The 14894-nt window shown below is 29.1% G+C and carries 14 protein-coding genes and 1 pseudogene; 2 read left to right on the forward strand and 13 right to left on the reverse strand.

What is annotated here, in order from left to right; genetic code table 4:
- Positions 1-62: 62 nt before the first annotated feature.
- From QPK10_RS00620 to QPK10_RS00655, 8 genes are all read right to left on the reverse strand, one after another.
- Entirely contained in the window at positions 63-212 is a 150-nt protein-coding gene (locus QPK10_RS00620; protein ID WP_158500490.1) for a hypothetical protein, read from the reverse strand.
- Positions 202-1788, reverse strand: a complete 1587-nt coding sequence (locus QPK10_RS00625) for a sodium-dependent transporter (RefSeq protein ID WP_368486118.1) — start codon at positions 1786-1788, stop codon at positions 202-204. Before QPK10_RS00625 ends, QPK10_RS00620 begins: the two co-directional genes overlap by 11 nt.
- A gap of 247 nt (positions 1789-2035) precedes the next feature.
- Positions 2036-3688: a spiralin repeat-containing protein gene (locus tag QPK10_RS00630; protein WP_368486119.1), complete on the reverse strand. Its 1653-nt coding sequence runs from the start codon at positions 3686-3688 to the stop codon at positions 2036-2038.
- Between the two features lie 280 nt (positions 3689-3968).
- Positions 3969-4841, reverse strand: coding sequence for a lipoprotein (locus tag QPK10_RS00635; RefSeq protein ID WP_368486120.1), 873 nt, complete (start codon positions 4839-4841; stop codon positions 3969-3971).
- Positions 4842-5188: 347 nt separating this feature from the next.
- Positions 5189-6490 carry a DEAD/DEAH box helicase gene (locus QPK10_RS00640; RefSeq protein ID WP_368486121.1) on the reverse strand — a complete coding sequence of 434 codons (1302 nt, stop codon included), beginning with the start codon at positions 6488-6490 and terminating at the stop codon, positions 5189-5191.
- Between the two features lie 176 nt (positions 6491-6666).
- Entirely contained in the window at positions 6667-8154 is a 1488-nt protein-coding gene (locus tag QPK10_RS00645; RefSeq protein ID WP_368486122.1) for a hypothetical protein, read from the reverse strand.
- 726 nt (positions 8155-8880) lie between these two features.
- Positions 8881-9510, reverse strand: coding sequence for a DUF2278 family protein (locus QPK10_RS00650; protein ID WP_368486123.1), 630 nt, complete (start codon positions 9508-9510; stop codon positions 8881-8883).
- Between the two features lie 211 nt (positions 9511-9721).
- Positions 9722-10483, reverse strand: coding sequence for a Pr6Pr family membrane protein (locus tag QPK10_RS00655; protein ID WP_368486124.1), 762 nt, complete (start codon positions 10481-10483; stop codon positions 9722-9724).
- A 279-nt stretch (positions 10484-10762) separates the two neighbouring features.
- Here QPK10_RS00655 and QPK10_RS00660 point away from each other — a divergent pair, with 279 nt between their 5' ends.
- Positions 10763-11224: a hypothetical protein gene (locus tag QPK10_RS00660; protein WP_368486125.1), complete on the forward strand. Its 462-nt coding sequence runs from the start codon at positions 10763-10765 to the stop codon at positions 11222-11224.
- A 39-nt stretch (positions 11225-11263) separates the two neighbouring features.
- On the opposite strand, the gene rpmA is transcribed toward QPK10_RS00660, so the two are convergent.
- The 5 genes and pseudogenes from rpmA to QPK10_RS00685 form a co-directional block, all read right to left on the reverse strand.
- Positions 11264-11554 (reverse strand): 50S ribosomal protein L27, encoded by a 291-nt coding sequence (gene rpmA, locus QPK10_RS00665; RefSeq protein WP_047791997.1) that lies wholly within the window; start codon positions 11552-11554, stop codon positions 11264-11266.
- A gap of 5 nt (positions 11555-11559) precedes the next feature.
- Positions 11560-11871 (reverse strand): ribosomal-processing cysteine protease Prp, encoded by a 312-nt coding sequence (locus tag QPK10_RS00670; protein ID WP_368486126.1) that lies wholly within the window; start codon positions 11869-11871, stop codon positions 11560-11562.
- A gap of 321 nt (positions 11872-12192) precedes the next feature.
- Positions 12193-12483: pseudogene (gene rplU / locus QPK10_RS00675) on the reverse strand (50S ribosomal protein L21); the annotation flags it as partial.
- 147 nt (positions 12484-12630) lie between these two features.
- Positions 12631-13074 carry a hypothetical protein gene (locus tag QPK10_RS00680; RefSeq protein WP_368486127.1) on the reverse strand — a complete coding sequence of 148 codons (444 nt, stop codon included), beginning with the start codon at positions 13072-13074 and terminating at the stop codon, positions 12631-12633.
- A gap of 15 nt (positions 13075-13089) precedes the next feature.
- Positions 13090-14292 carry a hypothetical protein gene (locus QPK10_RS00685; protein ID WP_368486128.1) on the reverse strand — a complete coding sequence of 401 codons (1203 nt, stop codon included), beginning with the start codon at positions 14290-14292 and terminating at the stop codon, positions 13090-13092.
- A 168-nt stretch (positions 14293-14460) separates the two neighbouring features.
- Here QPK10_RS00685 and QPK10_RS00690 point away from each other — a divergent pair, with 168 nt between their 5' ends.
- On the forward strand, positions 14461-14880 hold the full coding sequence (locus QPK10_RS00690) for a hypothetical protein (protein ID WP_368486129.1): 420 nt from the start codon (positions 14461-14463) through the stop codon (positions 14878-14880).
- The last annotated feature ends 14 nt before the right edge of the window (positions 14881-14894 follow it).

Here is a 14894-nt window from a genome sequence, read left to right on the forward strand (position 1 = left end):
TAAAAAATAATCCTCGTCTCCTCTTTTTTTCTTGTTTACTTTATTATAGCAAGAAAAAATCCTTATGGTTTCTTTTTATCACTTTCATCACTTGTTGCCTGGTGTTTTTTGGTTGCTAACCAATCACGATAAATGAAAAAGACAAAACTACTAAATAAAATAACAAATAAAACAATAATAATAACTAATGTAATAATTTCATTATGACCCATCGTCTGATCCCTCCTGTGGTACTGTTCTACTATTAAGCGTAACTGGTTTAATTTGATATTTTTTTAATTTGGTAATTGATAACCAACTAAAGAGTGCCGGAATAATTATCCCGAGTAAGACAGCTAACACACTTAATCATCATGCTTTATCTAATCCTTGGCTAACAAAAGTATAAAGCATAAAAATGATATTAACAAAAATTAGGACTGGAACTAAATATGAAAAAATAATCCGATAACTCTTGTTAATTTTAATTCACGAAGTCGCATTATTATTATCAATAATAATTTGTAACTTTTTGTAAATATGGACAAATAAGATAATTTCTAATAAACACATTAGTAACATATCAACACTGCCTGCTAAGGATTGGAAAGAATATATTAACTGGTTAGTTTCACTAAACATTAAGACTAAACCAATTACCATCATTAACCCAATGACTCCCAACACAATTTGGCGTTCTTTAATCCGATAGTTGGTATAGATTGCGTTAATACTAATTTCTACCATTGCAATAATACTACTTAACCCCGCAAATAATAATGCAATAAAGAATAAGATTCCTAAGAAATTACCGATCCCAACCACGGTGTTCTGGTTAATAACATTAAAGGCCTGCGGAAAGACATTAAAAATAAAACTCATCCCATCCCCATTCGGAAATTCAGCATCAATTGCTTTACTAAAATCATTAATACTACTTAAATTAGGGTTTTGGTTATAGACCAAAATCCCAGCGGATCCAAACACCATGATAATAGTTAATAACGAAATTGTTAACACTCCGGTTGATAAAATTCATGCTTTATTGGCATTATCTTGCTTTTTATTCGTTGACCCCGCAAAAATAATCATAAATCCCGACCCCACACAAACCGTAAAAATTGCTAATCCAAACGCATCACTTCAGACTTGGACATTTCCAAACGAAGCAGTTGTTTTATGGGTCGGAAGAAAAACCGTTCCTAATCCTTGCAAAGCCCCTGGGACTGTTAAAATATAGATTGATAAAACTAATAAGATTAAAAATAAGAGTGGAATAAATACTAAGTTTGCTTTTTCAATTCCTTTATTCCGAAAGTAAATAATTGCACCAACAATCACAATAATTACTAAAAATGCTATATAAGCTATTCATTGAAAATTAGCATCCCCAGCAACACCAACTCCCCCGGGTTCTAAAATATTATTATTAAATCAACTTGGAATCGCAATTAAATTAGTGAATTCAAGGACTAATGAAATTAACACATAACCAATTAAAACAGTATAATAATTGGCCACAATAAACATAAATCCCGCTTGAAATCACCCCATAAAACCACCAACGGTTGGATTCTCTTCATCAAATATTCTGATTGCTGATTTCCGTCTTAAATTCCCTAAATTAAACTCAAAAATTAATAAGGGTACCGAACAGACTATTAACGCAAAAATATATAGCACTAAAAATGATAATCCCCCATCTTGTTTTAATAAAGTGGGAAATCCCCAGACGTTTCCTAAACCAATTGCTGCTCCTAAGGTAGAAACAATAAAACCAATCTTGCTAACTTCTTTTTGTTTTTTCATTCTTTTCCCTTCCTACTATTTATATTACCCACCAATAATTTATTAAAATTGTACCATTATTTTAAATAACAACATAAAAATTCAAAAGAAAATTTAATTGTCTTAATAAAATAAAAAGTACCTCCTTAAATATCATGACATATTTAATGGTACTTTTATTATTTATAGAAAGGTATTTACATTTATTTTATATTAATTTCGTATTTGATTATTGATATATTTTTTAAATATTTTATATTAAATTTTATTATTTATTTTCTTCTTGATGAAAATTTATAGTAAATGTTAATTCTTTTGATGTTGCAGAAGCAGCACCTTTTGTAATTGTTACAGTTACTTTAATTGAACCATTTTGATCAGCAGTTGGTGCTGTAAAATCAGCAAATTTATAACTAACTTCTGCATCAGCTTTAGCTTTTGAAATTTCGCCATCAATCAAATTTTTAATTGCTGTTTCAACAGCAGGTTGATCATTTCCTTCTGGAGAAATTGTTAACTTTTCACCACTAATAGCATCAACTTTAGCTTTAATAGCATCAACTAATTCCTGATCCTTATTTTCTTCTTGATGAAAATTTATAGTAAATGTTAATTCTTTTGATGTTGCAGAAGCAGCACCTTTTGTAATTGTTACAGTTACTTTAATTGAACCATTTTGATCAGCAGTTGGTGCTGTAAAATCAGCAAATTTATAACTAACTTCTGCATCAGCTTTAGCTTCTGAAATTTCGCCATCAATCAAATTTTTAATTGCTGTTTCAACAGCAGGTTGATCATTTCCTTCTGGAGAAATTGTTAACTTTTCACCACTAATAGCATCAACTAATTCCTGATCCTTATTTTCTTCTTGTTGTTTAAATGTTACAGTAAACTCTCTTTTACCTGTTAATATTTTAGAATCATCTTTTGCTGTAATTGTAAATTTTAATCCTTTAGAAATATCTTGACCAACTTTAATACTTTCAAGTCCATTAATATCATAATCTGTTCCTTCAATAGCACCTGAAACACTATTATCTTTTAATGTGGTTTTTACAAATTCTTGTACTTTTGTTTTAACAAAATCTACATCACTTGCTGCAAGTTTATCTGTTTTAGAAACTGAAATTGCAAGAGGTTGAACCGAAATAATTCCAAGATCTGTTTTTTTAACTTCTTGAGAATTAAATTTTACATTAATTGGGCTTGAAGAACCTTTAAGTAATTCACTTTTATCAACAGCTTTAACAGCTAATGTTACCCCTTTTGATAAATCTCCGGCTTTGATATTATCAATTCCATCAACTGTATAATCTTTATCAGTTGCAGTTGATTGCAATTTTTTAACTGCTTCTGAAATAGCTTTAATAACTTTGTCTTTTGCATCGTTTGCTTCAGTATCAGTAACTTTTGTATTATCCTCAACTTCAATTGGATTAATAGATACTTTTAAATTAGTAAGATCTTGTTGTTGAACTTTACTTGTTACTGTTAAACTTACTTCTAATGAACCTGTTAATTCTGATCCATCTAATGCTTTAATATTAACAATAATTTTATCCCCATCACTAAATTGAGCATGATGAGTAGTAAATTCTTCTTTGTTTTCATCCAAAATATTAATTTGAACTTTGGCTGCATTTAGAGCTTCTACTTCTGAGATATGTTTTAAACTATCAATAACGGCATCATTAATAGCTTTATAAGCTTCGGTTTTTTCACCAGCTGCTTTATTAGCTGTATTAGCAATTGCATTACTAATAGCTACTGAAATTTGTTCTTTTTGCTTATCATTATATGATGATAAGTTTGTTAATTCATCTGTTGGTTCTGACTTGTCACTATTGCTACATGCCACCACTGATGAAGCGCCAGTTGCTGTTAAACCAACAGCCCCTAAAATAGCTAATAACTTCTTCATTTTATCTTCCTCTCTTTGTTAGCAAAATAGGAAAATATACAAAATAAAAAATTATCGTAATATTGGTGGAATAATAATTATCTATTTTATATACCTTTTCCTATGTGTAATAATACAAAAAAAAAAAAAAAACAAGTCTTTTACAAAAAAAAAAAAAAAAATACGATTTTTTTAATTATTGCTATTTTAAAATGTCTTCTCTCCATATTTAATCAAAATAAAAAAAGATGTTTTATTCTAAAATAAAACATCTAAAGATAAGGAATAATTAATTTTATAATTAACTATTAGTATTAGCTGTAAAATTTACTGTAAATTCTGCAGTATTACCTTGAATTAAAGTTGATGTATCTTTTGATTTAACTGTTAATTTTGCACCAGTTGTCATATCAGCACCTTCTTTAATTGCAGTAATCCCATCAATTATGTAATCAGTATCTAGAACTGTTCCTGCAACTACTTCATCAATTGCTTTTTGAACAGCATCTTTAATTGCAACAATTGCTTTGTCTGCTTCTTCTTTAGTAATGGTTGCCACAGCATCTACTTTTTGTTCTCCAACAGTAATTACAACTGATGAAATATCTTTTTTTTCTGCTGGTGGTGTAACTTCTTTTACAACAACACTAATTTTAACTTCCATTGTTGTATCAGTTTTTTCTCATTTATATGTTGTAGTTGGTGTTGTTTCATCAGCGTATACTAGTGCTGATTTTACAGTAGTATCTTCAACAGCTTTTGCTTCTGTTAAAGTTAATGTAACTTCAACTTTACCATCTTCTGTTGCTACTAAATCAGTAGCTGTTCCTGACACAAAAGCAATTAATTGATCAGCCGCTGTTGGTACAGCTGCACTTGATTCAAGAGCAACACTTTTAATTTTTGCACCTTCAGCTTGTCCAGTAGTTAATAATGTATTAACTGTAGCAACATCAATGTTTGCAGAATCAAAATTATATTTGTCGTCTTTAGCACTAACCCCATATTTTCCCATATCTGCTACAGCGTTGCTTGCATCATATGATGATTTAAATGAATCAGTTAAATCATTTGATGGTGTATCATTTTTGTCTTCTTTGTTACATGCGACAACTGATGAAGCACCAGTTGCTGTTAAACCAACAGCTCCTAAAATAGCTAATAATTTTTTCATGTAAAATACCTCTCTTAATTCTATTTTAATTTCTTAACCTCTATAAATAATTGGAAATCGATATTTTGATAAGCATAAATTAGTCTTTCATAAGACTTATTTTGTTTATCGCAACTATTTATTATACTTATACATATATCTTTCTTTCCTAAAATTAATGTTAATTAAAAGGTCTAGTAAAAACAATAGATTTCATTATTGCAAAAAAAAAAAAAAAAACATTTTTTATCTTAAAAAATATTCAATAAATATAGAGTTTAAATTTTAGTAAATTATATAATTATTATTTTTTTCATATTTATGAAAATAATAAAAAACTTCCTATAAATAAGAAGTTTTACTAATAATTATTTAGTTTTTTTAAAACGATAATCAAATTGATAATCTTTATGGTTCTTAGTAGTTGAATGCTTAGTATTCCATTCTTTTTTAGTTTTTGACGGTTTATTTCATGAACGGTTATTTTTACTATCAAATGCTTTTTTAAATTTTGGCATGGAACTAGAATGTGATTTTGAAAAATCTTTTGTCAAATTATAACTACTAATATCATAAGGGTTAATTGCTCTTTTTTGATATTGTTCAATTTTACGTAAATCATTCAAACTATTACGAGAATTAATAAAAGTAATTGCCGTTCCTTTAGCACCAGCACGAGCAGTTCGTCCAATCCGGTGCGTATAACTTTCTAATTCAACAGGTAAATCATAGTTAAAAACATAATCAACTCCATCAACATCAATTCCTCGTGCTGCAACATCTGTGGCAATTAGGACACTAACTTCTTGATTTCGAAAAGCTTGCATTGAACGATAACGGTCACCTTGTTTTTTATCACCATTAATAACTCGAGACTTAATTCCCTGACTAGCTAATAATTTAGCAATTTTTTCAGTATACATTTTAGTATTTGAAAAGATAATGCTTAATTTGGGTTTTAATTCTTGGTATAACTTAATTAACACTTCTTCTTTATTTAGTCCATACGTATCAATGTAATATTGATTAATATTGTTTTGTTCGAGAGTATTTTTTTGAACCGTAATACTAACTGGGTTCTTTTGATAAGTATTAGCAATTTCCAACACTGGTTTTGACATTGTTGCTGAAAATAATAAGGTTTGGTAATTTTGGGGCGCATTATTAAAGACTAAATCAATATCTTTTTTAAAGCCCATTTTTAACATTTCATCTGCTTCATCTAATACTATTGTTTTAATATTATTTAATCTTAATGTATGACGATTAAGATGATCGGCAATCCGTCCAGGGGTTCCAACTACCACATTTGCTTTTTTTAAAGCATAAATTTGGCTTTTAATTTGTGATCCTCCACATAATAATGTTGCATTTACTCCGTGTAAAAATAACGCGTATTTACGAACCTGATCTAGCACTTGGGTTGCTAATTCGCGGGTTGGACATAATATTATTGCCTGTGGTCTTTTTAAGTTAACATCTAAATTATGTAAGATTGGTAAAACAAAGGCCGCTGTTTTTCCAGTTCCGGTATGTGATTTTCCAATAATATCGTAATTATCAATGGCAACAGGAATTGCCTTTTGTTGAATTTCCGTTGCCTTCACATAACCTGTTTTTAAGATTGCTCGGTGCAATTCTTGTTTTAAATTTAATTCATTAAAATTCATTTTGTTCTCCTTTATTGATATAGCTGTCAAAATAATAAAATTGCTATGGAATCGTGCCAATCGCTAGCTATATACATTTAGAATTATCTGTAAATGAAACTAATGTAAATTATTTAACAACTTAGTACATTATATCACTAATTCCCAAAAAGCGAAAAAAAGTTATTTTTTTTAAGTTAATCATCTGGTCTTATTCATTGGCTTAATGTCACTCCGGGAAGATGCTCTGCAGGTTTAATTGTTCCAGCTAACACTCGACAATCAAAGTCATGATTTTCCCGGCTAAAATATTCTCCACTCAGGTGTTTAATAGTAAAGAAGACAAAAATCATTAATAATAATGTAATGACCAGACAAACCATCAAGATGATCATTACCAACAAATGAAGATTATTAAGATTAAAACTATCATCTTGCACGACTGGTAAATTCCAATCAACATTAATGTTATTAAAAAGACCATGGTGAGTTGTACTAATTGCACGTTGAATTAACTGCGCAACAAAAGTTGTGAATGCATTTAAAGCGGAAAAATAACCAGTGACTGGCCGGCGGCTAATTCGATAATTTCAAACAATTGCTAAGGAGAATATTATGGTAAAGATAATCGCAAAAGCAAAACCATTTAATAATTGCCCAACCAGTCATAATTCTGGAACCTTCGTAAAACTAACAAGCAAAAAGTAAACAATTCATAAACTAAAGGCAATCATCATTGCGTTACGAATTCCTCATTTTTTAACAACTATTGGGTATAATAATCCTCCAGCCATAATTTGGGCAATTCACCATAATTCTTGGGTTAAATGTAAATATTTCTTGACTAAATTAAGGTCATGATAAGTTACCCACGTTTGTTGAGCTAATAAGAAATTATAAAAATCACCTTGGGAAAATTCTCGAATTAATCCTACAAAAAATAAAATTACTAAAATTCCCCCTACTTTTCACCACGAAAAGTTTTTGGCTAATTTTAAGCGTTCAACATTAAAAGCACCCTGGTATGCTTTTTGTTCTTTTAAATTAAAACATAACCCACAAGAAATAACCGTAAAAATTAACATTAAGCTAAACACTAAATAATAATCGAGGGTTTGATTTTGGGCAATACTTTTAACAAAATTCAATAAATTAGCCCCACTTAAATTAGCGATAATCACCACCGGAAATAATAACGAAACGGTTAAAAAAGAATTACTACGGTATAAATAGACTTCATTAAAACATAAGTATCAAATTGAATTAGAAGCAATCGCAATTCCAAATAATAATGCACAAATAATAAAAGTCACTTGCTGATGAGGAGCACTTAACGCAACAATTATTCCTATTATAATACTAAGATATGATAACCAAAATCAAAAACGACGGTTTAAAAGTCCGGTAATCCATGATGCTGGAATAAAAAAGATTGTCGCATAGAAACTAGCACTTACTGCAAATAATATACCAATATTTTTTCAATTAATATTAGCACTAAATAACATAAAATTATAATTTAAGTTTAGAATTATTGATAATGCTAACCAGAATAAAAAATGTTGAATAATAAATGATCACTGTTTTTTAGTTGTTAAATGACGGTGAACCAAAAAAGCACCATATAAAGTAATTATTAAAATTGTTAATAATGGGTATAAAAGTAAACTATCTCAGTTATTCATTTCAATCCTCCCCATTATGGTTACTACCTTGCATAATTATTAATAAATTATTAAAATTGTTATTCATAGATAACTCCCCCTTCTATTATGATGGTTTTCTTATTAAAAAATAAAAAAACGCATCGAAAAACTATGCGTTCATTTAATTTAACCGCGCTTGAACTAGAATGCGCTCTATAACTTAGTTATATTTTATCATATTAATTTAACAAAAACTGGTTAAATTAACTAATGGAATATTTTTTTATAAAACCATTGACTTTTTTTTTTTTTTTTAGAATAAGACCATAGAATAACTTTGTTATTCTATATTAAGGTGATATAGTTAGATAAGAGTTTTTGATATGCTAAGTCTTTTGATAAATGATATTTTTTAATCGTTATTTTCTCAATAAAATTCAGTTAAAAAATATCAATAGTAATTACTTTATATAAATTTATGAATTGTTTTCTTTTTATAGTACTTTTATTAAATTAGTGTTTCAATTAGTTCCTAAGTATAATCTGAGATGTGAAAAATAATAATATTCTAACAAAACCATTGACTTTTTTTTTTTTTTTTAGAATAAGACCATAGAATAATATTTATAAAGTTATTCTATAAAGCGTCGATATATTTAGATAAGAGTTTTTGATATGCTAAATCTTTTAGGATAAGATAATCAAAGATTATCAATAAAAATTAATTCTCCGGTACGGGAGAATTAATTTTTATTTTTTAGCTTTTTATAAGGGATTCCCATTGTCATCAGTCTTAATCGCTTGACTTTGAAAAGCAAAAAAGCAACCAAATGGGATTGTATTGTGTTGTTCATCAACAATAATCAAGGCGCCATCTTGTCAGATGCCATTTTCATCGCGATATCGAGGATCACTATTGCCTTGGTTCATATGAACATCATGAATTCCAGGAATTTGATTGGAATAAATTTTGCCCCACACACATATTTTATAGTTTGGATTATTAATTGCACTAGCAAGATGTTTTGAAATCATAATTTCTAACGCTTGTGATTCATTACTAGGATCTAACGGTAAAACCTTCATATCATTAATATCAAAGATCCCACTCCGTAAATAATCAATGGCAATCCCATGGGGACCGGTTGGTAAATTACGATACTCTCCTTCCGGGATGTTAATTGCTTTATTTAAAATTGGGTGGCCCATTTCATGGGCAAAATAATATTTTAAATTATGCGGTGCTATTTTTGAATACACATTAATTGCTACTTCATAAACTTGGGCTAAGGCATAAATTTTAATAATATAATGGGGACTTTTATTATAAGAACTAATCCCTTCCACGGTTGTTTGGATAACTTGTCCCTTTAATAATGCATAGCTGTTCATCATTGGCGTTCCTTTCTCATTCGTATTATCTCTCACTTATTTCTTATTTTATCATTAAAAGAATTAACTCCTACTTGACTTTTTTTTTTTTTTTTAGAATAAGCGTATAGGGTAAATGATTTTATTTATTCTATAAAGGCAACGCTTCGTTAATAACTAATTTAGGGTGTAATTTATTAAAAATTAAAAAAACCTCGTTAAGAGGTTTTTTATATTATTTTTGCAGTTTTCGCTGCCCTAATTTATAACAAATTGTGTTATATAAGGTAGCTAACCCAAAAACTAACCCAGCAATAATAATGATAGCGATTACAAACCACGCGGCACCTGGTAAGCCAGCAAATGGTTTATGAACATTTAAGAAGAAATATTGATAGGGATATGCTTTTCCGGCTTGTCAACGGAATTCTCCCCTAATCATGTTAAAGATTCCTCATAAAATTGGGTAAAAATATAATTTTCATACTTGTTTATTTCAATACTGACGATTCGGAGTAATTTCATTCTTGGGCATCATAAATAAGAAATAAACAATCATCGCAATTGGACAAACCATGTGTTGGATAACAGTTAAGAACCAACCCTTTGCATTAGTAGGTTGTCCTGCTGGTAATAACATTGCGTTATAAATTAAAAACGTAATTGAAATATAAACGGTAATTGCTAGGGCCATGTTATAACCTAATCATTTGTTTTTTCCCTCATATTTTGGAAATAAACCAGCGGCTAATAACCAAACTCATACTAAAATATTAGTTTGAATGGTGAAAAAACTAAAATAATTAAAAGTAAAATCACCCTTATCTTTCATAAAATTTTGCGAAGCTTCATTACTTCATTCAACATTTGAGGGAATTGTAATGCCATTAACTAGCGGACTAATTCATCCGTATAAACAAACAGCCCCAATTAAGCCCCCAAAGAATAATTTATAATAGACACGCCAGTCTTTTCAAATCTCCTTTTGGTAAAACACTAACTATCAAATCCTTTCATTGTTTTTATCATAAAAGTATTATAACAAATATAAAAAAATAATAATAGTTATCAAAAATATTCAAAAATTATCAAAATCTAGGAAAAAACAATCATTTTCGAAAATAATTAGCCTAGGTTTTGCTATAATTAATCCAACTCACACAAATAATTATTCACCAAATTATAAAATTTAATTTGATAAAGAGTATGTAAAATGCCATCAGTAATAAATTTATTTTTTACTAGTGGCTTTTTTAAATAGAAAGAAGAAAATAACATGTTAAGTAAAAATATAAAACAAGAAATTTTAGAAGTTAGTAATATTGAAATTAACAAAATATTAGCTGATCCAACTTTAGATGATGACCAAAAAGATTCACAAATTAAAGAAGTTTTTAATAATATTCAGCAAATCTTATTTTACCAACTCAATGAACAATTAAATACAGTGAACAATGAGATTGCAACAGAAATTAATAAAAGTGAAACTGAAGTAACAAAGATATTAGGTAATTCTGCTTTAAATCCTGAACAACAACAAACTAATATTGAAAAAATCATTCAGGATTTAATTACTATAATTGATAAACTAATTGATAAGCTTTTTCAACAAAGTCGAAATGAAAAAGTAGTTAAACAAGAAAAAATTGCAATTTTAAAACAAGAAAACGAAGCAAAACTTAATAGTTTACTTGATAAAGCTTATCAAGAAACTAATACAGATTCTGAAACTCGATAAAAAAAATAAGGATGAAATTATCCTTATTTTTTTATGGTTTTATTTACTATCTTTGGCATATACTGAAACTTTAGTTTTATTTTTACCAAAGCGTTCATATTTAACAGTTCCATCAATTAATGCAAATAAAGTATCATCCCCACCACGTGAAACATTAACCCCAGGGTGAATTTTAGTTCCCCGTTGACGATAAATGATTGATCCCGCTCTTGTTGCTTGACCATCAGCTTTTTTTGCTCCTAATCTTTTTGAGTGTGAATCACGGCCATTTTTAGTTGACCCAACTCCTTTTTTCGAAGCAAATAATTGTAATCCTAATAAGAATTTCATCATTACTATGACACCTCCTTAAAACTAATATAGTTTTGATACTGTTGATAAATAGTTAATAATTGATAATATAAAGTATTTAAAATAACTTGTAAATTATGAGTATTTTTAACAACCTTAATAATTATTAACCCCTCGTTAATGGTAAAGTCACATGTATCATTTTCAAGTTGGTCAATAGCGTTTAACCCACCGCTAGTAATCCCAGTGATTGCGGCACAAACTAAGTCTTTTCCAACCTCACCAGCATTGGCATGACCAGATATTTCAACTTTACTTATTATGTTTTCAGTTTTATAAAAATTTATTTTAATCATAAATTATTTAGCAGATTCATCTGTTTTTTTCGCTGGTGTTGCTTTTGATGTTGATGTTTTTGTTGTCGAAGTTGCTTTTGCTGTTGTTGATTTAGCAGCACTAGTTTTTGTTGAAGTTGCTTTTGCTGTAGGAGCAGTTTTTGTTGTACTTGCTGGTTTTGAGACAGCTGGTTTTGGTTTCGCTGCTGAACTAGCTGGTGCTGCTTTGGGAGCACTTTCTTTAGCTTCTACTCCTGGTTTAGCTTCGGTTTTCACTTGAGCTGGGGCTGCTGATTTTGTCGCACTTGGCGCAGCTTCTTTTTTCGCAGTTCCGGCTAAAGCAATATCTTCAATTTTAACTTTTGTATAAGGCTGACGATGACCAGCTTTGGTATGTTCATTTTTTTTAGGTTTATATTTAAAAACAATGATTTTCTTTTGTTTCCCTTGTTTTAAAATAGTACCTGTAACACTAGCTCCTTTTAAGAACGGAGTCCCTACTTTGCCATCGATCATTAAGACTTCATTAAAATTAACTTTGTCGCCTTCATTTCCTTCTAACATTTCAACAAAAATTTCATCACCTTGTGAAACTTTAATTTGTTTTCCACCAGTTTTGATAATTGCAAACATTTTTACACCTCCAGTTTATACTCGCCTAGTAAGTAGATAAGTGTTTCATATCCTTTTGGTACTTAAAAGTCAAAGAGCGGTTGAAACTGAAACAACCATAAGTAATTATATCTAAAAAAATATTAAATTCAATAAAAATAATAAATTCTAACGAGTTTGGTGAAGATTATTTTGATTATTATTAAAATGACCAAATAAAATAACTACTCCGCCAACTATCCCGGTAAATAAAATATCAATAATAGCAATTAAATATTTATAAGGATCTTTTCCGTTTAGAAAACGTTGGTTTAAAATAATAACCGGGATTTCAATAATAACAATAACTAAATAGCAGATACTAGCTGCTAACGAAAAGACGGTTTTTAAATTTTGGTTAATACCCATTGTTTTATCTAAAATATTTAACACCACACCAACTAAACCAAACATTAAGAAAAAAACAAGAATCAAAGATGCTAATACTAATGAAATAATGGCCCCACTTTTAAAACATCCTGTCACTGGTTGGTTTCTGATTATTGGCGATGAGGAAACCGGAGGATTATTACTTCTTATTTGTTGCTGAGAATTATTTACATTATTAACCATTTAAAAAATCTCCTTTTAAAATCATTGACTAAATTGAACATAATTTTGATAATTTGGATCATCCTTTCCGGGATTAACAATTGTCATTCCTAAAACATACTTTCCAATAATAGCATTAAATGTTTTTAATTGGTCTGCGCCAGGCGCAATTTTTCCTAACGTATAAAGGTTTTTTAGCATATTATATAACTTATTACCATCAGTAATGGTTGGTGTTAAATCATTGGGATTAGCTTCGGCAGCCGTTTTTAAACCAGGGAAATAAACATAAGTTTTTGAAGTATCATTCATCATTTCTTGCATTGCCGTTCCGTTAAATGTTTTGCGGGGATTACTATTTTTTCAGCTGTTAACTTCCCCATTAATATCACTTCAGTTAATTGTGGCAACTGGTAATTTGTCAGTTTCTTCTTTAATCTTTTCAATTACAGGACCAATTAAATTATCCACAACTTCATTTTTTTCATCTTCTGGTAAATCTTTAATAATGTCCGCAACATTATCTTCAAAATGACCAGGATCAGTAATTGTTTCAATAATATCACTTAAATCACCTGGATTATTTTTTAAACCTACGATAGTTCAAAACCAATAAGCTAAAGCATCCCCGGTTTTTTGGACTTTTAAATCTGGAAAAATACTAAACATTTTATCAGCTGAAGATTCTCTAACTTTATTAGGATATTTTTCCTGGTCACTAGTTTGACCCTTATCAATAATTTCAGTAATATTTTGGTTGAAATTACTACTATTATAAAAGACTTTACTACTCATAATATTAGTAATAAAGAAGGCTAAAATCATCATTGTTAAAAAACCAAAAACCCCACCTAATAAGTAATTTATTGGTCGGTTAATTTTAACTGTTTTAAAATGTCCCTGTAGGGTTGTTAAATAAACAACTAATAAAATTATATTTGATAAGAAAAATCACCCTAAATACACTAAAATTGTTGCTACTAGCATTGAAACAATAATTGAACCAGCTGCTAGTTGGGCGTTACTACTAAACATATTTTTAAGAGCTGGATTAATAATATTAGCAAACGGTTCAATTAAAAATCCTTGTAATAAAAATAAAATTACAAAGAAAATAATATTTGCCCCTAAAAAATATAACCCCCCAAGGGTTTTCATAAAACACCCAACAACTAAACCAACAGCTAATAGACCAAAGACGATTCCTTCTCACATTGCAACCGGACCAATATTAATCATTAATTGTTCCTCCATTTTACTATTCTTAATAGTTTTTTCTTTTATTAATTATATAATAAAACTTCCTAAAAAGATAATCTTTGAAACTAATAATGTCTAATTTTTAAAAAAATCCTAATTGAAAACTATTATATAATTAAGAAAAGCATTAAGAAAGAAGGAAACCACATGAAAAAAATATTATCTATTCTCGCTTGTTCCATTTTAGGAAGTAGCGTTAGCCCGCTTGTTATGACAAATAATCACTTTAATAACAAGACTACGGAACAAGAAAATTATATTTATCAAATTAATCCCTTAAATTTTAAAATTAATTTAACAAAAAGTCATTGAACTGATCTTTTTAATAAAATTATTCACCAACCAGGGAGCTATGAACAATTTCAAGTAATTAATGCTAATTTGCAACAACTCCCCCATGATTCAGGAGTTACAAGCACCAACATTACAGGGTGCGCTCAAGCAATGGAAACCGGATTAGACCCCATTATGAAAAATATCGGTGCTAATGGTATTCTAATATTTATTGCAATTGTCACTGTTGAGAAACATACTTTTTATCAATTAGAAACAGCGACTCCTTATTAAGATAAAATTATTTG

Source organism: Spiroplasma sp. DGKH1, from assembly GCF_040940205.1.
Lineage (GTDB): Bacteria > Bacillota_I > Bacilli_A > Mycoplasmatales > Mycoplasmataceae > Spiroplasma.